The organism is Acinetobacter sp. FL, assembly GCF_040744925.1.
Lineage (GTDB): Bacteria > Pseudomonadota > Gammaproteobacteria > Pseudomonadales > Moraxellaceae > Acinetobacter > Acinetobacter radioresistens.
Genome location: NZ_CP160437.1, coordinates 1,116,851 through 1,139,586, shown reverse-complemented (window position 1 = coordinate 1,139,586; position 22,736 = coordinate 1,116,851). Strand labels below are relative to the sequence as shown.

The following is a 22,736-nucleotide window of genomic DNA, read 5'->3' as shown; positions in this document are numbered from 1 at the left end:
TCCCATATTTATTTAGTAATGGGACTCTTCACCGAGGTTGTAAAATGAGACAAACAATTTTAGCTGTATTGTCTTTATCAACGCTTGCCGTACTCCTAACCGGGTGTGGTGGTGATCTAGTACTTCTAAACTCTAAAGGTCCAGTTGCTGCAGGTCAAAGTAACCTGATGATGACAGCAATCTATCTGATGTTGCTTGTGGTGATTCCATCAATCATCATGGCTTTATGGTTTGGTTGGAAATATCACGCGTCAAATAAAGATGCAGACTATAAACCTACATGGGCGCACTCTACTACGATTGAAGTTGTAGTTTGGGGTATCCCTGTTATTATTATTGGTATTCTAGCTTGGTTGACTTGGGTGGGTTCACACAAGTATGACCCATACCGTCCTATAGAATCTGAGCAAGCGCCATTGAACGTGCAAGTGATTGCAGAACAGTTCAAATGGGTGTTCATTTATCCAGAGCAGAATATTGCAACAGTAAATGAATTACGCTTTCCAGTAGATACACCAGTAAGCTTCCGCCTGACGTCTAACTTTACAATGAACTCATTCTTCATTCCGCAGTTAGCAGGTCAGATCTATGCAATGGCGGGAATGCAGACTCATCTGAATGTATTAGCTGAAGAAACTGGTGTATACCGCGGTTTCTCTGCCAACTACTCAGGTTACGGTTTCTCGCAAATGCGTTTCTTGGCATACAGTGTCACTCGACCAGAGTTTGATCAGTGGGTTGCCGCGGTTAAAGCAGGTAATGGTACTTCTGTAAATCCAGAAGCAATTCAAAAAGGTATTCTAGACCAAGCTGAATTTGCAACCTTACGTGATGGTAATCGGGCAAAACATCAAATTGAATCGATTGTTGCACGTGCTGTAACTCCAGAAGAGAAAGCGGAAGCGGCAAAACTTGAAGCTGAGGGTACTTACCCGACTAAGCCACATCCTGTGACTTACTATTCTTCAGTTGAGCCTAAATTGTTCGAATCAGTGATTAACAAATACATGAGCAACTACCACGGTGCAGACCACTCAGCGCAAGCGGGTGCCGAACATACTGGTGCATCTCATGCAAATGTTGAACATGCGACTGCTTCTGTAGAGGAATAAGACATGTTTGGTAAGCTTGGTTTTGATGCAATTCCGCACGATCCAATCGTGTTGGTTACAGTTGCATTGATGGTACTAGGTGGTCTGGCGCTTGTCGTAGGACTAACCTATTTCAAAAAATGGGGCTACCTGTGGAACGAATGGTTCACATCAGTAGACCATAAAAAAATTGGTATCATGTATATCATCGTGTCTGTTGTCATGCTGCTGCGTGGCTTTGCCGATGCAATCATGATGCGTCTTCAGCAGTTCCTCGCTAGAGGTGGTGGTGAAGGTTATTTGCATCCGGAGCACTACGACCAGATTTTCACCGCGCATGGCGTGATCATGATCTTCTTCGTAGCGATGGGTCTAGTTGTAGGCTTGATGAATATCTCCGTACCTCTACAAATTGGTGCACGAGACGTTGCTTTCCCACTGCTTAACTCTTTAAGCTTCTGGCTCTTCGCGGGCGCAGCTGGCTTGATGATGGCTTCGCTGGCAATTGGTGAATTCGCCGCTACAGGCTGGATGGCTTATCCTCCGCTGTCAGGTATCGAATACTCGCCTGGCGTAGGTGTAGATTACTATATCTGGGCACTCCAGATTTCTGGTTTAGGTACGCTTCTTACTGGTGTTAACTTCTTTGTTACTATTATTAAGATGCGTGCACCTGGCATGAAACTGATGGATATGCCGATCTTTACCTGGACTGCACTATGTACTTCTGTACTGATTATTGCTGCTTTCCCTGTACTGACTGCAACCATTGCAATGCTGTCTCTGGACCGTTACTTCGGTTTCCATTTCTTCACTAATGACATGGGTGGTAGCCCAATGTTATATGTGAACCTGATCTGGACTTGGGGTCACCCAGAAGTATACATCTTGGTACTGCCAGCATTTGGTATTTACTCGGAAGTTGTTGCAACATTCTGCCGCAAAGCACTATTCGGCTATAAATCGATGGTGTATGCAACTGTAGCAATTACCGTACTGTCTTTTGTTGTATGGGTTCACCACTTCTTTACCATGGGTGCAGGTGCCAACGTTAACGCGTTCTTCGGTATCATGACCATGATTATTGCGATCCCGACTGGTGTGAAAATCTTCTCTTGGTTGTTCACCATGTACAAGGGCCGCATTACCTATACAACGCCAATGCTATGGACTCTAGGCTTCCTGGTTACCTTTGGTATTGGTGGTATGACAGGTGTACTGATGGCAGTTCCACCAGCAGACTTCCTGGTTCACAACTCACTGTTCTTGATCGCTCACTTCCATAACGTAATTATTGGTGGTGTTGTATTTGCAATGTTCGCAGGTATCATTTATTACTGGCCAAAAATGTTTGGCTGGAAACTTAATGAAACTTGGGGTAAAGCTGCATTCTGGTTCTGGTTCTTTGGTTTCTACTTTGCGTTCATGCCACTTTATATCCTAGGTTTCATGGGTATGACTCGTCGTCTGAACACATATGACAATCCAGACTGGGATCCGTATGTAACTATTGCAATGTTCGGTGCTGTCATGATTGCTATCGGTATCGCTTGCTTCCTTATGCAAATTATCGTTGGTTTCTTACAGCGTAATGACAATCTGGACCTGACTGGCGACCCTTGGGATGCCCGTACACTTGAATGGTCTACATCTTCTCCTGCCCCATTTTATAACTTTGCTCACCTGCCAGAAGGTAACGGTATTGACCGTTTCTGGACAGACAAAGAGAATGGTGTGGCATATGCTCGTCCAACGAGTTATGAAGATGTCCATATGCCAACTAACCGTGCTGCCGGCTTTGTAATTGCAATGTTTATTACAGTTATGGGCTTTGCATTGATCTGGCATATCTGGTGGTTAGTATTCATTACCTTCGCTGCTGCTATTATTAGCTTCATCGTGAGTTCATTTACTAAGAAAGTGGACTACTATGTACCTGCAGCTGAAGTTAAGCGTATCGAAGATGAACGTTATGCTTTACTTGAAAAACACTTGAAGAAGGACTAAGGATATGGCTGAAGTACTTCATCACGACAACCATGGACATGATGAACATCATCATCACGATGATACTGATATCACTGTCTTTGGTTTCTGGACCTACTTGATGAGTGACTTGATTTTATTCGGTACACTCTTCATCGCGTTCGCTGTATTAAGCAGTCATGTTCCACCGGGTACTCCAAGTGCAGGAGATCTGTTTGGCGACTCTCTTGGTTTTGTTTTAACTGAAACCTTCGCCCTTCTGATCTCTTCAGTAACCTTTGGTTTTGCTGTACTTGCTTCATACAAGAAAAATGTGGGTCAGGTTATTGCCTGGCTTGCAGTTACATGGCTTTTTGGTGCGTCGTTCATCGGCATGGAACTATATGAATTCAATCATCTAGTTCATGAAGGTTACGGCCCAACCACCAGTGCTTTCCTTTCCTCGTTCTTTACGCTGGTCGGTACGCACGGTATCCACGTAACTTCAGGTCTGGTATGGATGATCATTTTGATGATTCAAATCAAGAAAAATGGTTTGACTCTTCCAAATATGCGTCGTCTGGCTTGCCTAAGCTTGTTCTGGCACTTCCTTGACATCGTTTGGATCTGTGTATTCAGCGTAGTTTACTTAATGGGAGTTCTCTAATGAGTCACGATCATAACTCTGCTGGTGCAGCGCACGGTAATTTCAAGCAATACACGATCGGCTTTATCCTGTCCGTAATTCTGACCATCATCCCATTCGGGATGGTGATGAGTGGTGGATTTGAGCGTGGCTTACTGGTTACTGTAATTGCCATTACTGCTGCTGCACAGGTGCTTGTTCAGCTGGTATTCTTCTTACATATGAATGCCTCTTCAGAACAGCGCTGGAACGTAATTGCTTTTATCTATACTGTCCTATGTATTGCAATTTTACTTGTAGGCTCGGTATGGATTATGAATTACCTTCACTTCAACATGATGATCTAAACTGGTCGTCATGCTGAAAAAGTATCTATTCCTGACCAAACCAGGAATTCTCTTCGGTAATTTCATTACCACCTTGGGCGGCTTTTTATTAGCCGCCCAAGGCTCTGTAGATTTCCTTTTGCTTTTTTTAACCCTTATCGGTACAACGCTTGTTGTTGCCTCAGGTTGTGTCGTCAATAATATCATTGACCAAGACATCGACCAGAAAATGCAACGCACTCAAAATCGTGCTCTTGTAAAAAAAACTGTTTCTGTACCTGTTGCCATGCTATATGCGCTGGTTTTGGGAGTAATCGGTTTTAGCATACTATGGTTTTGGGTGAACACTTATGCCTTTGCATTTGCTGTGGTTGGTTTCGTGGTGTATGTAGGCTTCTATAGTCTCTGGACCAAACGTACCAGTATTCATCAGACACTAATTGGCAGTATTTCTGGAGCAAGTCCTCCGGTGATTGGTTATACAGCAGTAACCAATGAATTTGACTTGGCCGCCTTACTCATCTTCGCAGGTTATGCATTCTGGCAAATGCCTCATTCCTGGGGAATTGCAATCTACCGTTTTGATGACTATAAAAATGCAGGTATTCCTATTTTACCTGTAGCACGTTCTATTCTACGCACCAAGATTGAATCCCTGATTTATATCGTCCTATTCAGTATTGCCATGAATGCCCTATTCATCTATGGCTATACCAACTGGCTGTATTTGGTTATCTTAAACCTTCTGTGCATTTACTGGTTTTACATTGGTCTGATTGGCCTGAAGGCTGAAAATGACCAGCTCTGGGCAAAGCGTTTCTTCTTATTTTCAGTTACTCTGATTACGATTGTCAGCCTGAGCTTCAGTTTTACTTCAGTGTCCCCTGCTCCTCATTTCCCTATCTTTTAGTCAATACAGAGTGGTTGTCTTTAAGCCACTCTCGTAGATGATATGTACTTGGTTTTCCACTTTCTGGCACTATTCTTGAAAAGCATTTGTCTTTGGTTTGGTTTTTCCCTATAATTGCCGCTTCGCAATTTATGCGGCTCGACTAGAAATCGAGACTCCTTGCTTCTGATACCATAATTCAGGGGCTGTTTAAACCGTAAGGAGCTGACAATGCGTCACTACGAAATCGTACTTCTGGTACACCCAGACCAAAGCGATCAAGTTGTGGGTATGGTAGAACGTTACCTGACTCACATCAAAGAAGCTGATGGTCAAATTCACCGTTTAGAAGATTGGGGCCGCCGCCAACTGGCTTACCCGATTAACAAAATTCATAAAGCGCACTACATTTTAATGAATGTTGAATGTGGTCAAACGACTCTTGATGAATTAGAAGAATTATTCCGTTATAACGACGCAATTATTCGTAATGTTATCATCCGTCGTGAAAACGCAATCACTGAAGAGTCTTTATTGGCTAAAAGTGCTGAAGAAAAACGTGCGCGTAAAGCTCAACGTGAAGAAGCACAACACAATCAAGATTCTGTTGAAGCTTAAGGAGAACATCAATGGCACGTTTTTACCGTCGTCGCAAGTTCTGCCGCTTTACAGCTGAGAACGTTGCGTACATCGACTACAAAGATATCGATACTTTAAAACAGTACATCACTGAAAACGGCAAGATTGTTCCTAGCCGTATCACTGGTACTAAGGCTCGTTATCAACGTCAATTAGCGCTTGCTATTAAACAAGCTCGTTATTTGGCTTTGATCCCTTACACTGACAACCATAAGTGAGGTGATCTGTGGACGTTATCTTATTACAACGCATTAAAAACTTAGGTAAGCTAGGCGATAAAGTTTCTGTAAAAGCAGGTTATGGCCGTAACTTCCTTATCCCTCAGGGTAAAGCTGTTGCTGCAACTGAAGCTAACACTTCTGCTTTTGAAGCTCGTCGTGCTGAACTTGAGAAACAAGAAGCTGATATTTTAGCTGCTGCTCAAGCACGCGCTGACCAACTGAATGAAGTTAATATTGTAATTACTGCGAAAGCTGGTGATGAAGGTAAACTGTTCGGTTCTATTGGTACTCGTGATATCGCTGATGCACTGACTAATGCTGGTCTTGAAGTTGACCGTGCTGAAGTTCGCCTTCCAAACGGCGCACTTCGCAACACTGGTGAATTCAACATCGCTATTCAGTTGCACCATGACGTAACTGCTGAAGTTCTGGTTACTATCGTATCCGAGTAATTCTCTGCAGTAAAAAGAGCATGCTTTGGCATGCTTTTTTTATTCTTAAATTTTTTATTGATTCTACAGTTTTATTTTTTTAATTGAATTTTCGATTCGAGCGTTTTTTTCTGCTGTTTTGCATTAAGATAAGTAACCTGAATTGAAAGTCATCTCTTCATTTTTTGTTTTATAAAAATCAGGACTTTATATGTCACAGGCAAGTGCCAAGGCCATCCTTAATCCCACACTACTGGAAAATAAAGCCACTGAAACAGCTCAGCTTAAAGAATTTCGTACGCCTCCGCATAATTTAGCGATTGAACAGGCTGTACTTGCGGCGCTGATGACTGTTGCTGAATCTTTTGAACAGGTTAGTGATGTTTTAAAAGAAAATGATTTTTATGCTACTCGCCATAAATATATTTTTAGGGCTATTGAAAAGCTTGCTCAGGAAAATTCGCCTTATGATGCAGTACTGGTCAATGACTGGCTGCTAAAACAAAATCTGATTGATGCTGTAGGCGGTGAAGAGTATTTAATGCAATTAATGGCAGATTCGCCATCTAGTTTTTATAACCTAGAAACTTACGCTACTAAAATCAAAGAATTTGCGACTCTACGCAACATGATTAAAATCAGCACTGAAATTCTGCAAAATGCCTATGACACTAAAGGTCGCAGTGTCAGTGAGATTCTGGATCTAGCAGAAACCAATATATTTTCTATTGCCGAGCAGCATAATAACAATAAAAAAGACTCTGGACCCAAGTCGATTAGTACGGTTACGGCTGAAGTAATTACCAAGCTTGATGAGCTTTCTAAACTTGAAGGAAGCCTGACAGGTTTATCTACCGGGTTCATTGAGCTTGATAATAAGACTTACGGCATGCAGTCTGGTGATCTGATTATTGTTGCAGCTCGTCCTTCAATGGGTAAAACTACTTTTGCCATGAATCTGGTCGAAAGTGTCCTATTTAACTGTAATTTGCCTGCACTGGTTTTTTCTATGGAAATGCCCGCAGACTCAATTGCTATGCGTCTGATTTCATCATACGGCAAGGTGCATCAGGGTCATTTACGTTCGGGTAAGCTCGATGGGGATGAATGGTCTAAAGTCACCGGTACTATTTTACAGTTACAAGAAAAGCATTTGTATATAGATGACTCCTCTGCCCTGCCTCCAACGGAATTACGGGCACGAGCACGCCGAATAGCTAAACAGCATGGTGGTAAACTTGGCTGTATCATGGTCGATTATTTACAACTGATGAAAGTTCCAGGCATGGGAGATAACCGTGTCGGCGAGATTTCCGAAATTTCGCGAAGCTTAAAAGCTTTAGCTAAAGAGATGCAGTGCCCGGTTATTGCCCTGTCACAGCTTAACCGTTCTTTGGAAAACAGACCTAATAAACGTCCGGTAATGTCAGACTTACGCGAATCCGGTGCAATTGAACAAGATGCCGATTTGATTATGTTTATTTATCGCGATGAAGTATATAACAAAGAATCTAAAGAAGCGGGCACGGCTGAAATTATTATTGGAAAGCAACGTAACGGTCCAATTGGCAGTGTACGTCTAGCTTTTGAAGGCCAATATACCCGTTTTAGTAATCTTTCTCCTGAATATTATAATCAGTTTGATGATGAGGAATAGATAGTTAAAAATCCTTAATTTCTGTATAAGTTAAGGATTCAGCTTCACTTATTATGCTAAACCCTAGCCCTAGTGCAGCTTTCAATTTTTGTGCAATTTTAATGAGTTTAGGCACTTTCTGTTTGATAAACCTATTTAATTCTTCTTATAAATTCACAACCTACTCAAATATTTGCTGAGCTTATTATAATTAACTGCAAAATTTTTTAGACGCTGCTCTATGGGCTACTATTTACTTATACTCACCTAGCCAATCTTTCTGACTTAAAATCTTTATCAGGCTTACCACAATCAGCTTGTACTTTAAATCAGCGTTTAATCTTTTCCCCTACTGTGCACATAATAGATTAACCTGTTATTTTATAAAATAAATCTATACTCACTATAAACTAATATCTTTATTACACGCTATATTATGGCTATAAGCTGATGTGAGTAGATTTTTACCCAAGTAATCTCTCATATTATATAAATTAGCACTAAATAAGTAACACTTCTGTGATTAGCCTTTAATAAATTAATTAGTATTTATGTCTATTTTTAAATGATAGGAATACAATAATAACCAATATGATCAGCTATTGATTATCTTTAAACAGATGTCTTTAAATATATCTATTCAACTCACTAATACAGCACTCACTGTATTAGCTCAGCATTTGTAATCCCTCAAGGAGTAACCAGGGTGCGTCAAGCAACAGTTTATATTGACAGTCAGGCTCTGCAATATAATTTAAACCGTGTTAAACAACTTGCCCCAACTGCTAAAATCGTTAGTATGGTTAAAGCCAATGCTTACGGACATGGAATCAAAGACTGTCTTGCAGCCTTAAGTTCAACGGATAACTTTGGTGTTGCCTGTCTAGAAGAGGCGCTGGAAATACGTAAATTAGGTTATCAGCAACCGATTACCTTAATTGAAGGGATATTTTCTGAAGAGGAAATGGATAGCGTTATTCAGTACGGTCTTGAATGCGTTATACATCAATCAGCACAACTAGATTGGTTAAAAGCCCGTAAAGAAGAGTATATTACAAAAAATCTGAAAGTCTGGGTAAAACTGAATAGTGGTATGAACCGCTTAGGTTTTAAAGTTCCTGAGATTATCGAGATTATTAACTCCTTAAAGGCTGAAGGCTTTAGCTGTGTGCTAGCCATGCATTTTGCAAATGCTGATGCTGATCATCCCCTGAATGAACAACAAAAAACTCAATTCTTGCAGGTTAAAGAGGCTTGTGATCCTGTACTTGCCTCCTGTTGTAATTCTGCTGCGATTTTCAAATGGCCAGAGCTAAATTTTGATTATGTGCGTCCCGGTATTATGCTTTATGGGGCTTCACCTTTTGCTGATAAGTCTGCTTATGAGCTTGACTTGAAGCCGGTGATGACATTTGATGCAGCAATCATTGCATTAAATCAGATCCAGACAGGTGAAGCGGTAGGTTATGGCTCTACTTTTGTGGCCTCTCAAGATATGCAAATTGCTATCGTATCTATTGGTTATGGTGACGGTTATCCACGTGCTTTTATAAAACCAAATTATGTCATGATTAACAATAAGCCAGCGCCAGTCATCGGAAGAGTTTCTATGGACATGATTGCAGTGGATGTAAGCGGTTTGACTGTCAATTTAGGCACACAGGTAGAGCTCTGGGGCAAACAGCGTCTGGTCGATGAAGTAGCCGAAGCTAATGGGACTATTGGCTATGAACTGCTTTGCCGGCTAAGTAACAGACCAAAGCGCATACTTAAGTAAACTAAAAACCCAAGCTCAGGCTTGGGTTTCTTGTCTTGCTTTAGTCAATATATGCAGAAAATCATTTAGATTCTGCTGGTTAAGTTTAGTCGGACTAAAATGTAAATGACCAAGTTTTTGAAAAAACTCGCTTACTTCACTATTACGACGTACAAATTTCATTGCCCATCCATCAAAATTCTGCTCGCTGATTGGATGTACACCAAACTCTATAATTTCCTGATGGCGCTGATCTTCTTTAATTCTTTCAAACAGATCAAGCACCTGCTCACGCTCGCCTTCCAAGCACTGGAAAAAGTACTGATCTGCATAGAAAAGCACACCGTTAATACTATTAAGAGCATTAAATGATTGGGCTTCTGAAAGAATTTCTCTTAAATCCATAAGTAAATAATCAGAAGGCGAAGTGGTCTTGCTGGCATAACATAACTGTATCACTTTGTAGTCTTTATATTTATGAATTGAAATATATTATGCCACTATTTTTAAATTTTATAACCAGTAGTCATCTGTCGGTTTAGGTAAGTTTTGTAAACCTCGGCGTAAAGCATCTGACCATTGCTTGCTGATATGTTCGAAATACGGATCTTCACTATAAATACGTTTACCTAATGGTATATGTAAGCTGTCTTTACGGTAAACGAGTGAGTCTAGTGGCATTCCCACAGAGACATTTGAACGTAAGGTAGAATCAAAAGAAATCAGACTGCAACGAAATGCTTCATCCAGCGGCATATCATAAGATAATGCGCGGTCCAGAATTGGTTTACCATATTTACTTTCCCCTATCTGAAAGTAAGGAGTATCGCTTGTAGCGCAAATGAAATTTCCCTGAGGATAAATATGGTAAAGCTGCATTGCCGAACCTTTAATCTGTCCACCGACCAGTAGATTACAATAGTAGTTGCTCTCTTCATCAGGGTCAGTAGTCACATCTGCAATTACCCGTTTTAAGGTGTGTCCTATTAGCTCTGCCACTTCGAACATAGTATTGACACTATAAAGATGGGGTTTCTGGTCCAGAGCCAGATGATTTTTTAAGTGACCAATCACTGCTTGAGTAGTAGCCAGATTTCCAGAAGTCTGTATCACAATGAAACGTTCACCTTCTACACCGAAGCTGAATAATTTTTTGAATACAGAAATATGATCTACTCCTGCATTGGTTCGCGTGTCACTTATAAACACCAGCCCATCTTTTAATCGAAGTCCACAACAATAGGTCATTTCAAAAAATCCTTTCTGCTTTCAACATGAAATAGCTGATTATGAAAACAATGATTTGATCGTTATCCATTACAGTTAAGCTGATATATTTTTGCCTGTATCATTTAATACACGACACCTTTACTGTATAAAAGCTTCTTCCAAAACGATAGCATTTATTGATTAAAAAAACCTATTGTCATGTATAGCTCTCTATTTGAATTGTATAGTGAAACATTCAATACATTAAATAAAGTAACCAAATCGGACATTCTTATTTTTTTCAGATAGATTTTCTCAGACTAATTAATTGACCTCTTTAATTTATTAACTCAATTCAAACATATATTGCAATTGGTCATTGAATGCATAAAAAGCAATCAGTGTCGGATGTTCTTTTAATTCTTGCCAAGCCAGCTCTACCGCTTCCCAGCCCAAACTATGTAGCATCATTACGATGGTATCAAGATCATTAAGAGTACCTTGAATACTCTGCTTGAAACGCAGTTGTGTATCAAGGATTTCAATTTTTTGTCCTAACATGAAGAACAGGAATACATCCTGTTCTTCAGATTCAAAAATTTCGGTACAGTCTGTTACAACATCACATAAATAACTGGCATTTGAACTTGCCTGACGAATCAGCTGATTTAATTCAGCATATGCCTTGGCACTCAACAAGCCTCTTAATTCCTGAATATTATCTTTAGCAGTTTTAAATTGCTGGCTAAATGAATAGGGTTGTTCAGGGTCAAAAACCAATTCATTAAGTGAACAGGCATCATAGGCAGGTAAACAGAAAGCATGAGCAAACTCAACGGCTTCTTGATCATTTTTAAATGGTACACGACCACATAGGTATTGAGTTCGTGCCAGATAGCGACCTAACCAGTAAATATTATAAGCATTCGAACTTAACAGTATCATTTAACTTTTCCTCTATCGATTCGATTGTTCAGGAGTGCAATGTATCTACCACCCAAGTGTCTTTAATACCTCCACCCTGTGAGGAATTTACTACTAAAGACCCTTTTTGCATTGCTACTCGAGTTAGCCCACCCGGTACAATTTCAGTACGTTGTGGTGAACTAAGAATAAATGGCCGAAGATCAATATGACGTTCCGCAAGTCCCTCTTCCACTAAGGTTGGTGAAACAGAAAGATCTAAAGTAGGCTGGGCAATATATAAATGAGGCTGTATACGGACTTTTTCTCGAAACTCTCTGAGTTCCTTGGCTGAAGCTTGAGGACCTATCAGCATTCCATACCCGCCTGAACCTTGAGCTTCCTTAATAACCAGTTTTGACATGTTATCCATGACATATTCAAAATCCTGCAAATAACGGCACTGATAGGTAGGCACATTATTTAATATAGCTTTTTCACCCAAATAGTATTCAATCATTTGAGTAACGTATGGGTAGACAGATTTATCATCTGCTACTCCTGTACCTGGAGCATTAGCCAGTACAACGTTTTGGCTTAAATATGCAGACATCAGGCCCGGCACCCCCAAAGCGCTGTCAGGACGGAACGTCGTCGGATCCAGAAAGGCATCATCAAGCCGCCGGTAGATCACATCAATTCTCTTACGACCCCGAATAGTTTTCATATAGACTTTATTATTTTCAACATATAGATCCCTGTTTGTAACCAGCGGTACACCCATCTCTCGCGCCAGAAATGCATGTTCATAGTAGGCGCTATTGAAACGGCCAGGTGTCATAATCACAATTTGCGGATTATCTACATCAGCGCTTTCTTCTAAAATGCTTTTAAGTAAAAGTGGATAGTGACTGATCTCATAAAGCTGTTTACTGCGACATAGATCAGGCATCAGTTTTTTACTGATTTTTCGGCTTTCCAGCATATAGGATACGCCCGAAGGTGTACGCAGATTATCTTCAAGCACAAAAAAGCTTCCACTGCTATCACGTACGATATCAATACCGCTGACCTGCGAATAGACTTGGCCTTTTAAGGAGCAGTTCATCATCTGTGGTAAGAAAGCTTCATGCTGCAAGATCTGCTCTGCAGGTATCAAACCCTCTTTTAAAATATGCTGATGATGGTAAATATCATCTAAGAATAAATTAAGAGCCTTTGCACGCTGTACACAGCCTTGAGCAATCTTATCCCATTGCTGTCTGGCAATAACACGAGGAATCAAATCAAAAGGAATTGTCCGTTCTGTCCCTTCTGCATCTCCATAAACGGTAAAGGTAATTCCCTCGTAGAGAAAATATTCTTTTGCCTGTTGTTGTAGACTTAGAAGTTCAGGCAGACTGCGCATGCATAACCATTCTTCAATTTTTTTAGATGCTTCACCGCTAATATTTTGGTCATCCAGCATTTCATTAAAAAATTTTGATTTGAGCTGGTCAAATAAATAAGCTGTTGGAGGCATGTTATGACTACATTGTTGTTTGAATTTGTCTTCGCTATTAGCTACTACAATCTTTTTATTTTTATTAAAATGTTCGATACATGTGTCGTTATAACTTTCGATCATTAAACTCGTTTCACATTCATCTTTTAACATTGGATGATCCCTTTAAGTTATATCTAGCAAATTGGATGCCAGTTTTTGTCATCTTGGAGCTTATTTATTGCTGAAACCTTGTTATTTCTCAATGGTATTAATGCAGCAACTTGTTTCGAGATATGTGTACGTATTTTTTCTGTTAAGCTATTGCTAATACTTGCAACTTTTTTTATTGTGATACTGCCAAGTATTCTTTAATTCTTTTAACTCATTCAACTTTTCCAGCTTTATAGTGATTATGACCTCACAAGAAAAAGAAACCTCTAATAGTCTGTATCGTCAGTGGCAAATCCTTTCCCGCCTGTCTACGGGCAAATGGATGGGCACGCGAGAACTTCAAGAGATTCTTGAGCGTGAAGGTATTGATATCAGCTTGAGAACGATCCAGCGGGACTTGAACCAGATTTCGCAACGCTTCCCGATTGAAAGTAATAAAACCGTGCCTCAGGGCTGGCGTTGGCGCTCAGATGCGCCTATTCAGAGCTTGCCGCATATGACCAGCTCTCAGGCTGTAACTTTTATGATGGTAGAAGAACACCTTAAACATCTGTTGCCACCCAGTTTAATTGAAGAAATGAACCCATGGTTTGATCTGGCCCGGCGCAGCCTTTCTACCCAAAACAATGTGCGGCAATGGATTAACCGGGTCCGGATTGTTCCTGCGACCCAGCCGCTTATTCCACCTGTAGTAGACCGGCAGGCACAACAGGCAATTTATGAAGGGTTATTGCAAGATAAACAGATAGAATGTGTTTATCGAGCACGTGGGCATCATTCGGAAGAAAAAACCTATATTTTAAATCCATTAGGGCTGGTACAAAAAGGTGCCATCATTTATCTGATCTGTACCCGTCATGATAAAAATGAAGTACAGACCTTTGCTCTTCATCGTTTTAAATCTGCCATAGTACTCAACTCAAGATCATTACATCCCGTAGATTTTGATATTGATGTCTATATCGAGTCAGGCGCTTTAGGCTTTCGTGTAGATTATAACAAGCCCACTGAAACAGTTGAGCTGAAACTGGTAATGTCAGAAAGTACCGCTCAAAGTTTTTACGAAAGTCAGCTCAGTAAAGATCAGACCATTAGTATACTTGAGGAGCATGTGGTTGAAATTAGTGCTCATGTGCCCTTTACATCACAATTGGTTTGGTGGTTAAGAAGTTTTGGTAAAAAGCTATTACGTATAGAACCTGCACAGGTCGCTGCTGCGGTGTATGAAACCGAAGAATAAAAAAAGAGAGCTATTTGTAGCTCTCTGAGACTTTTTATTATCATTTTAAATAACAGAAAAAATATTATTCTTTTAAACCAGATTAAGGCCAGTTTTACATACGCTATAGCCATATAAACTTGAAAACCCGTTTTTTATACTATCTAAATCAGCTATTAACATCGGCAAGCCAGCATGTCAGTATTAAAGCGTATACGGCGTATTGTCATAAAATAACTCTCCTCTATTTGGGTGTAAGAGTACTTTAACAATTCAATATAGGAACTGTGAAATAAATAGATTAGCTAAGTTTTCTAAATTTTTATCTTAATATTTATTTTGAAAATATTTACGGAAATACATATATAAAGAAGCCTGCATTAAGCAGGCTTTTTTTCAGTTAAGCTGTCTTTTTTATCTGGGCATTTTTACGGATCGTAATCATAATCAGTTGTACTGCTGCCGGTGTTACACCAGGAATACGGCTGGCTTGTGCCAAGGTTTCAGGCAATACAGTTTTTAATTTCTGGGTAATTTCACGCGAAAGACCAGACACTACATCATAATTAAAATCAGCCGGAATCCGGGTTTCTTCCAGACGTTTCATCTGTGCAACATCTTCATGCTGGCGATTGATATAGCCCGCGTATTTTACAGCAATCTCAATCTGATCACCCACCTGCTGAGTAACCTCAGAGTCTGTAAGTTCAGCAATTTGCTCAAAAGTTACATTCGGACGTTTTAACAGGTCAATTGCACTAGATTCCTTACTTAAATCCTGCCCTGTCATCTCAACGAATTTTTTACCCATCGGATTATTAGGCGCCGCCCACAAGTGCTGCAAACGGGACGTTTCACGCTCAACAGCTTCCATTTTTTCACAGTATGCCGCCCAACGCACGTCATCGACGAGACCCATTTCACGACCTACTGGGGTCAGACGCTGGTCAGCATTATCTTCACGCAACATCAGACGATATTCCGCCCGTGAGGTAAACATACGGTATGGCTCTTTAGTTCCTAAAGTAATGAGATCATCCACCAAGACTCCCATATACGCCTGATCACGTTTAGGCGTCCACTCTTCCTGCTCCCAGGCACGACGTGCAGCATTCAGACCTGCAAGCAAACCTTGTGCACCTGCTTCTTCATAGCCAGTCGTACCATTAATCTGTCCGGCAAAATACAGGTTACTAATAGCTTTGGTTTCTAAAGTAAATTTTAAGGCTTGCGGATTAAAATAATCATATTCAATGGCGTAGCCCGGACGCAGAATGTGGGCATTTTCCATACCGCGAATTGAACGGACCAGCTCAAATTGCACATCAAATGGTAAAGAGGTTGAAATTCCATTAGGATACAGCTCATGAGTATCCAAGCCCTCTGGCTCCAGAAACACCTGATGCGAATCTTTATCGGCAAAACGGTGTATCTTGTCTTCAATAGACGGACAATAACGCGGTCCTACCCCTTCAATCACACCAGTATACATTGGTGAACGGTCAAGTCCGCCACGAATGATCTCATGAGTCTTCTCGTTAGTATGGGTAATATAACAGTTTACCTGTTCAGGATGCATGGATGCATCACCCATGAAAGACATGGTTGGAGAAGGAAAATCACCCGGCTGTGGTGTCATGACAGAAAAATCAACCGAACGCGCATCAATACGTGGCGGTGTACCTGTTTTCAGACGACCTACTGGCAATTTTAATTCACGTAAACGATGTGCTAGAGAAATTGACGGTGGATCACCTGCCCGACCACCACTTGATTTTTCCAGACCAACATGAATGACACCACCCAAAAAAGTACCTGTTGTTAACACGACTGTCTTGGTATCAAAGCGGATACCCATTTGCGTTACGACACCTTTAACAGTATCGCCTTCTACAATCAGGTCATCAGCAGCCTGTTGGAAGATATCCAGATTTGCCTGATTCTCCAGAACATTACGGATAGCTGCTTTATAAAGAATCCGGTCTGCCTGTGCACGGGTTGCTCGTACTGCAGCACCTTTACGCGAATTCAGAATACGGAACTGTATACCACCTTTATCTGCTGCCAGTGCCATTGCACCGCCCAAGGCATCAATTTCACGCACCAGATGTGACTTACCAATACCACCAATAGCCGGATTACAGCTCATTTGCCCCAAAGTCTCAATGTTATGAGTCAAGAGCAAGGTCTGTCGACCCATACGTGCAGCAGCGAGCGCCGCTTCCGTACCCGCGTGACCGCCACCGATAACAATGACATCGTATACTTTAGGATAATGCATAGTGGTAAATATAAGTCTAAAAAAGGGGACAGAATATTATAGCAGAAATTTTATTTTGACGTAGTGAGTAGAAGATTTTTCCTTAGTTCCTCTATTTTCATTCTACCTCGCTTATTTTTAAAAAATGTAATTAAGATTTGCATATTTACCTCAAAAGTACACAAGAATTTATGAAAACTTACCAGATCAAAATTGTTTTATTCTGATTATTTTTTATCCTTAAGTTTGATTATACTAAGAAGGAAACATGCCATGAAAACCAAAATATTGTTATCTAGTATCCTGTGCGGTTTATGTGTCAGCTCTTTTGCAAACGCAAATGATAAAGTTGACCGAGTCTATAATCCTCAAAAATATCAGCAAGTCTGTAAGGGCAAAAGCCAAGGCACTTGGGTAAGTTTTGCTTATCGTGGCATTATCTGGAATGGTACTTGTGAACCACGGTTCTTCCCTACAGGCAATCCTAGTTCCCTCATAGGTGACGAACCAGAACTTTATAATGCTTGTACAACTGCAAGTGGTACAGCTACAGCAACTATTAATGGTAAACAAATGAGTGGTAAATGTGCTTTAGGCTTTACTCCGCCACATCCACGTTAATTTGGTCTATAAATTCAGCCTTTAGCATATTAAATGTAAAGGCTGTTTTTAGTTAAACGGTCAAAAGCTTTTGCTCATTGACCGTTTTTCATTTGTATTTCTCGTAAACTTCGCTAAACTGAATAAAAATTAGATTTATAACATTAACAATAAAAAAGGAATAACAATGGATTCAGGATTGATTACCATATTTTTGCCTATTGCTCTGGCAATTATCATGGCTGGGCTTGGTCTCGAACTCACCCCTAAAGATTTTGCTCGTATTAAAAAACATCCGAAAGCTGTAGTTTTAGCATTATTCTGTCAACTTTTTATTCTAGTAGGTATTGCATTTTTTATTTGCAAAATATTGGCATTATCGCCTGCATTAGCGGTAGGCTTGATGTTACTTGCGGCTTCCCCTGGCGGGCCAACAGCAAACTTGTTCAGCTACCTTTATAAGGGAGATATTGCCCTAAATATTACCTTGACTGCGATTAACTCAGTCGTTGCAGCGTTTAGCTTACCCTTTATTGTAAATCTGGCTATTCAGCATTTTATGACTGATGGCCAACAGGTGGGTTTACAGTTTTCCAAAGTGGCTCAAGTTTTTTTAATTATTATTGTTCCGGTCTGTTTAGGCATGTTATTGAGACATTTTTCTCCTCGCATTGCCGAGAAACTTAATCGTCCAGTACGTATATTTGCAGTTATATTTCTTGTTCTGATTATTATTGTGGCGGTGTTTAAAGAGCGTAATAACATTCTTGACTATCTCATGCAAATTGGTGCAGCAACTGCCCTGTTCTGTTTTGCAAGTCTGTTAATTGGTTATTTTATACCGCGCCTCTTTGGGATTAACAGTGCGCAAGCTCGAGCCTGTGCTTTTGAAATTGGCATTCATAACAGCACGCTTGCTATGACCATTGCCTTAACGATTATGTCAAGTACAACCATTGCCATGCCAGCAGTTGTTTATTCACTAATTATGTATATTTTTGCTGCGATCTTTGGCACCTTACTTAATCGTTATTCACCTCAACCTCAATTACAAGAGGAGTTAGCCTGATCAGGGCACTATACATCCCAGACGCAGCTCAGCTTTTTTAACTTTTACCAGAGTTTAACTAGGCTTTAGTCATGAATCGGCTACAATAGTCTTTTAATAAACATAGATTGGGTTATTTCTTGTGAAGTGGTTACAAATTCATATTACTGTTAATCAAGACCAGGTTGATTTGACTGAAACATTGCTGATGTCATTAGGGGCAGTCAGCGTGACCTTAGATGATGCAGAAAACCAAGACCTGCTTGAGCCGCTTCCAGGCGAAACCCCGCTATGGAATAAAGTTATTGTCACAGGTATCTATCAGGATGATGAAAATGATCCGATTGATACAGAAAAGCTTGAAGCCTTTATTCATGCCCAGTTACCTGAAGCATCTATTTGCAGTGAAGAGCTTGAAGACCAAGTCTGGGAACGCTCATGGATGGATTATTATGAGCCCATTCAGATTGGTGAAAAATTCTGGATCGTGCCTGAATGGTTAGAGCCGCCAGAAACCGGTGCAGTCAATATTAAGCTTGATCCAGGCTTGGCTTTTGGTACAGGAAATCATGCAAGTACTTTCTTGTGTCTGCAATGGCTCGGTAAGACAGATCTTAAAGATAAAGTTGTGATCGACTATGGCTGTGGCTCCGGAATTTTAGGTGTCGCTGCCTTACTGTTAGGGGCGAAACAGGTTTACGCTACTGATATTGATCCACAAGCTGTACTGGCTACCCAGCAGAATGCCGAGCTAAATGGCGTACTAGAACGATTATATGTGGGATTACCCGAGGAATTTAATACTGTTTTTAAAGGTCAGCAAGCCGATGTACTTGTTGCAAACATTCTTGCTGGTCCTCTTATGGCATTAGCTTCTGAGTTCTCAACATTGATCAAGTCCGAAGGTGAGTTTGCACTGGCAGGCGTGATTGAAGAACAGGTAAATGATGTATCTGGCGTTTATTCAGAATACTTCGATATTCTGGACGTAGAGAAACGTGAAGAAAACTGGTGCCGTATTTCAGGAAAACGTCAGCAGTACTAATAATAGAGAGCACTTAATGATGAGTGACAAACAGACCCGCTGCCCCAAGTGTACTACTATCTATAAGGTAACATTAACCCAGCTTACAATTGCTCAGGGTATGGTCTGTTGTCCTAAATGTTCTATCAATTTTAATGCGCTAACTCATCTGGTTCAGCCTGCTGTTTCCTCTGAAACACGGGGCTCTGCAATAAAGAAAAGTACTTTACCTACCCATATTGGAGAACGTAAAAAAATTGGTTCAGAGCCCAGTGCAAATATTCTTGATATTTTTGAACGCAAGATTGAGAACTCAAATATTGACCTGCTGACTTATCTGAACAATCTGAATTATTTTCATAATGAAAGCACGTTATCACTTCCAGCCCTGCATCTTTCAGGGGGCAATGCACTTAAAGAAGCTCCCCACCCTAGAAGTACAAGATTTTATTATCTGCTCTGGGGTAGTATCAATGTATTGTTGGCTATGGTGCTTATATTACAGGTACTCTGGTTTAACCCTAAAATAATCAATGATAGTCCCTTCTTTAACCTGTTATTTAAACAGGTGTGTACCGTACTGACTTGTGAAAAACTGGAAGATTATTATTCTCAGGTTAAAATTGATAAAGTTAAAGTTAATCGTGCCGGTAAAGGACAAACAGTTTTTTCTGGTGTAATAGTGAATGAATATGAAAATAGTCTTCAAATACCAAGTATCAAGCTTAGCCTTAATAAGCATAATGCAGAGATTCTTAATACAGTAATACTCCCTGAACAGTATCTCACGAATGATTTATATAAAGTTCGCCGTATACCAACGCATAGTCCATTTAAGTTCAAATTTACGGTTCCAGTGGACTGCAAAGACTTTGATGACTACCATTTAGAAATAATCCGTCCATAATTGTAAAAAAATTAAAAAAAATTGCAGTTAATTTGCTCACTTTTTCTTAGACAATGTTATCATACGCGCCACGAAAGCTTAGCCTTACATACTTCTCGCTTTTATCCACAACAAATACAGTTAAGCAATATGTGCTTTATATAAATTTAGCGCATGGAGCCGATTTTTTGTTTTGAAAAGTAACTGTAACAAAACTTCAACTATTGTTACGCTTATTTTTTGCTCAATTTTGAGAAGTTGTGGCAAGCTAGTTGTTTCCAGTTTTAGAGCTCCGTTTTTAGGATCTAAGACGGAGCTTCATTTTTCTAGACCATATTTATCGCTTTACCCAAGTGATATTTGATTTTCGGATTAACTCGCATGAATAGCAAATCTCCTATTTTTACTGCACAATCTGATGTTGCACTTCGCATCCATGTAGATCGCGCGGTTCGCCATTACTTTGCGTCTTTGCAAGGTGAGCAACCATCTCAGGTATATGACATGGTGCTGGCAGAAATGGAGAAACCTCTTTTATCTGTAGTTCTAGAATATACTCGCGGTAACCAGACACGGGCCGCCGAGATTCTTGGACTGAACCGTGGTACTTTACGTAAAAAGTTGAAAGCTCACGGTTTGATGAGTGAATAAATGATAAAATGCTCACGCTTCGTGGGCATTTTTTATGCCTATTTGTTTTAATCTGTAGACTTAAAAATCATGACTATTAAACGCGCTTTAATCTCTGTTTCTGATAAGACGGGCATCGTAGATTTTGCTCAAAACCTTGTTGCATTAGGAGTGGAGATCCTTTCAACTGGTGGTACTTACAAACTACTTAAAGACAATAATATTGCTGTGGTTGAAGTATCAGAGCATACCGGTTTTCCAGAAATGATGGATGGCCGTGTTAAAACCCTGCATCCAAAAATTCATGGGGGTATTCTTGCACGTCGTGGTCTAGACGAAGCTGTTATGCAAGAACACAATATTGCTCCGATTGATCTGGTCGTTGTTAACCTGTACCCATTTGCTGCTACTGTTGCAAAACCTGACTGTTCACTGGCAGATGCAATTGAGAACATCGACATCGGTGGCCCTACCATGGTTCGTGCTGCGGCAAAAAATCATGCCTCTGTAGGTATTGTAGTAAATGCTTCTGATTATGCAACTGTGATTGCTGAGCTTAAAGCTGAAGGGTCCCTATCTTATGCAACCCGTTTTGACCTGGCAGTGAAAGCATTTGAACATACTGCACAATACGACGGTATGATTGCATCTTACTTAGGCGCTCGTGTCGGTAAAGAAGAAGGCCAAGCAGATAAATTCCCACGTACGTTCAATACTCAGTTAAATAAAGCTCAAGATTTACGTTACGGTGAAAACCCGCATCAATCTGCTGCATTCTATATAGATCCAGCAGCAACCGAAGCTTCTGTTGCCACTGCAAAACAATTACAAGGTAAAGAATTATCTTATAATAATATTGCTGATACTGATGCAGCACTTGAATGTGTGAAATCATTTGCCAAACCTGCTTGCGTGATTGTAAAACACGCGAATCCATGTGGCGTTGCAGTTTCTCTAGACGGTATCAAAGCAGCGTATGACCTTGCATACGCAACGGATCCAGAATCTGCATTCGGTGGCATCATTGCATTCAACCGTCAATTAGACGTCGAAACTGCACAGGCGATTGTTGACCGTCAATTCGTTGAAGTGATCATTGCACCAAGTATTGCTGAAGGCGTGCTTGAAGTCACTGGTGCGAAGAAAAATGTACGTGTACTGGTTTGTGGCGAGCTTCCTGCGATTGATGAACGTGCTCCACAGCTTGACTATAAACGTGTAAATGGCGGTTTGCTGGTTCAAGATCAAGACTTGGGCATGATCACTAAAGATGATCTTAAAGTTGTGACGAAACGTGCACCAACTGAACAGGAAATCGATGATCTGATTTTTGCCTGGAAAGTGGCGAAATACGTAAAATCTAACGCGATTGTGTATGCTAAAAACCGCCAAACGATTGGTGTGGGCGCAGGTCAAATGAGCCGTGTTAACTCAGCTCGTATTGCTGCAATCAAAGCGGAACATGCAGGACTTATAGTTGAAGGTGCAGTCATGGCATCAGATGCATTTTTCCCGTTCCGCGATGGTATCGACAATGCTGCCAAAGCAGGTATCAAATGCATTATTCAGCCAGGCGGTTCAATGCGTGATGAAGAAACGATTGCTGCTGCGGATGAACATGGAATTGCCATGGTCTTTACTGGCATGCGTCATTTCCGCCACTAATTTTTAAGTATAAATTCCAGACCCTTCTTTTCACA

22 protein-coding genes are annotated in these 22,736 nt (G+C 40.5%); 17 read left to right on the top strand and 5 right to left on the bottom strand.

Translation table 11 applies throughout. The features are described from left to right. Positions 1-44: 44 nt before the first annotated feature. From cyoA to alr, 10 genes are all read left to right on the top strand, one after another. Entirely contained in the window at positions 45-1,112 is a 1,068-nt protein-coding gene (cyoA, locus tag ABZP31_RS05190) for a ubiquinol oxidase subunit II (RefSeq protein ID WP_005025454.1), read from the top strand. Between the two features lie 3 nt (positions 1,113-1,115). Continuing rightward, a complete protein-coding gene (gene cyoB, locus ABZP31_RS05185) occupies positions 1,116-3,098 on the top strand; it encodes a cytochrome o ubiquinol oxidase subunit I (RefSeq protein WP_005014828.1) in 1,983 nt (660 codons plus the stop codon). A gap of 4 nt (positions 3,099-3,102) precedes the next feature. Beyond that, positions 3,103-3,723, top strand: coding sequence for a cytochrome o ubiquinol oxidase subunit III (cyoC, locus tag ABZP31_RS05180; RefSeq protein WP_005014829.1), 621 nt, complete (start codon positions 3,103-3,105; stop codon positions 3,721-3,723). Further along, the gene (gene cyoD, locus ABZP31_RS05175) at positions 3,723-4,049 is read left to right on the top strand and encodes a cytochrome o ubiquinol oxidase subunit IV (protein WP_005014830.1); all 327 of its coding nucleotides are present in this window, start codon (positions 3,723-3,725) and stop codon (positions 4,047-4,049) included. The genes cyoC and cyoD overlap by 1 nt, the downstream gene beginning before the upstream one ends. A 10-nt stretch (positions 4,050-4,059) precedes the next feature. Next, positions 4,060-4,938 (top strand): heme o synthase, encoded by an 879-nt coding sequence (gene cyoE / locus ABZP31_RS05170; RefSeq protein ID WP_005014832.1) that lies wholly within the window; start codon positions 4,060-4,062, stop codon positions 4,936-4,938. 210 nt (positions 4,939-5,148) lie between these two features. Next, positions 5,149-5,535 (top strand): 30S ribosomal protein S6, encoded by a 387-nt coding sequence (rpsF, locus tag ABZP31_RS05165; RefSeq protein ID WP_005014834.1) that lies wholly within the window; start codon positions 5,149-5,151, stop codon positions 5,533-5,535. Between the two features lie 11 nt (positions 5,536-5,546). Continuing rightward, positions 5,547-5,774 carry a 30S ribosomal protein S18 gene (gene rpsR, locus ABZP31_RS05160; RefSeq protein ID WP_004928375.1) on the top strand — a complete coding sequence of 76 codons (228 nt, stop codon included), beginning with the start codon at positions 5,547-5,549 and terminating at the stop codon, positions 5,772-5,774. Positions 5,775-5,782: 8 nt separating this feature from the next. Beyond that, positions 5,783-6,229 carry a 50S ribosomal protein L9 gene (gene rplI, locus ABZP31_RS05155; protein WP_005014836.1) on the top strand — a complete coding sequence of 149 codons (447 nt, stop codon included), beginning with the start codon at positions 5,783-5,785 and terminating at the stop codon, positions 6,227-6,229. Positions 6,230-6,419: 190 nt separating this feature from the next. Then, positions 6,420-7,865, top strand: coding sequence for a replicative DNA helicase (gene dnaB, locus ABZP31_RS05150; RefSeq protein ID WP_017401261.1), 1,446 nt, complete (start codon positions 6,420-6,422; stop codon positions 7,863-7,865). Positions 7,866-8,550: 685 nt separating this feature from the next. Then, the gene (gene alr / locus ABZP31_RS05145; RefSeq protein WP_034686589.1) at positions 8,551-9,621 is read left to right on the top strand and encodes an alanine racemase; all 1,071 of its coding nucleotides are present in this window, start codon (positions 8,551-8,553) and stop codon (positions 9,619-9,621) included. Between the two features lie 15 nt (positions 9,622-9,636). Here alr and ABZP31_RS05140 read toward each other — a convergent pair whose 3' ends face one another. From ABZP31_RS05140 to ABZP31_RS05125, 4 genes are all read right to left on the bottom strand, one after another. Continuing rightward, positions 9,637-10,059: a BLUF domain-containing protein gene (locus ABZP31_RS05140; RefSeq protein ID WP_005404197.1), complete on the bottom strand. Its 423-nt coding sequence runs from the start codon at positions 10,057-10,059 to the stop codon at positions 9,637-9,639. 54 nt (positions 10,060-10,113) lie between these two features. After that, positions 10,114-10,848, bottom strand: a complete 735-nt coding sequence (locus tag ABZP31_RS05135; protein WP_005014845.1) for a proteasome-type protease — start codon at positions 10,846-10,848, stop codon at positions 10,114-10,116. Positions 10,849-11,154: 306 nt separating this feature from the next. Continuing rightward, entirely contained in the window at positions 11,155-11,754 is a 600-nt protein-coding gene (locus ABZP31_RS05130) for an alpha-E domain-containing protein (RefSeq protein ID WP_005014846.1), read from the bottom strand. Between the two features lie 28 nt (positions 11,755-11,782). Next, on the bottom strand, positions 11,783-13,369 hold the full coding sequence (locus ABZP31_RS05125) for a circularly permuted type 2 ATP-grasp protein (protein WP_005014847.1): 1,587 nt from the start codon (positions 13,367-13,369) through the stop codon (positions 11,783-11,785). 241 nt (positions 13,370-13,610) lie between these two features. On the opposite strand from ABZP31_RS05125, the gene ABZP31_RS05120 reads away from it, so the two are divergent. Next, a complete protein-coding gene (locus ABZP31_RS05120) occupies positions 13,611-14,609 on the top strand; it encodes a WYL domain-containing protein (RefSeq protein ID WP_005014848.1) in 999 nt (332 codons plus the stop codon). A gap of 379 nt (positions 14,610-14,988) precedes the next feature. Here the strand turns inward: ABZP31_RS05120 and mnmG are convergent, their stop codons facing one another. Beyond that, entirely contained in the window at positions 14,989-16,869 is a 1,881-nt protein-coding gene (mnmG, locus tag ABZP31_RS05115) for a tRNA uridine-5-carboxymethylaminomethyl(34) synthesis enzyme MnmG (protein ID WP_005014852.1), read from the bottom strand. A 252-nt stretch (positions 16,870-17,121) separates the two neighbouring features. Here mnmG and ABZP31_RS05110 point away from each other — a divergent pair, with 252 nt between their 5' ends. From ABZP31_RS05110 to purH, 6 genes are all read left to right on the top strand, one after another. Then, on the top strand, positions 17,122-17,469 hold the full coding sequence (locus tag ABZP31_RS05110; protein ID WP_005014853.1) for a hypothetical protein: 348 nt from the start codon (positions 17,122-17,124) through the stop codon (positions 17,467-17,469). A 166-nt stretch (positions 17,470-17,635) separates the two neighbouring features. Beyond that, positions 17,636-18,517, top strand: a complete 882-nt coding sequence (locus ABZP31_RS05105) for a bile acid:sodium symporter family protein (RefSeq protein WP_005014854.1) — start codon at positions 17,636-17,638, stop codon at positions 18,515-18,517. A 121-nt stretch (positions 18,518-18,638) separates the two neighbouring features. Further along, a complete protein-coding gene (gene prmA, locus ABZP31_RS05100) occupies positions 18,639-19,541 on the top strand; it encodes a 50S ribosomal protein L11 methyltransferase (RefSeq protein WP_005014855.1) in 903 nt (300 codons plus the stop codon). 16 nt (positions 19,542-19,557) lie between these two features. After that, positions 19,558-20,427 carry a DUF3426 domain-containing protein gene (locus tag ABZP31_RS05095; RefSeq protein WP_005014863.1) on the top strand — a complete coding sequence of 290 codons (870 nt, stop codon included), beginning with the start codon at positions 19,558-19,560 and terminating at the stop codon, positions 20,425-20,427. 360 nt (positions 20,428-20,787) lie between these two features. Then, positions 20,788-21,057 carry a DNA-binding transcriptional regulator Fis gene (gene fis / locus ABZP31_RS05090; protein ID WP_005014868.1) on the top strand — a complete coding sequence of 90 codons (270 nt, stop codon included), beginning with the start codon at positions 20,788-20,790 and terminating at the stop codon, positions 21,055-21,057. A gap of 69 nt (positions 21,058-21,126) precedes the next feature. After that, positions 21,127-22,701 (top strand): bifunctional phosphoribosylaminoimidazolecarboxamide formyltransferase/IMP cyclohydrolase, encoded by a 1,575-nt coding sequence (gene purH, locus ABZP31_RS05085; RefSeq protein ID WP_005405101.1) that lies wholly within the window; start codon positions 21,127-21,129, stop codon positions 22,699-22,701. Positions 22,702-22,736: the final 35 nt, after the last annotated feature.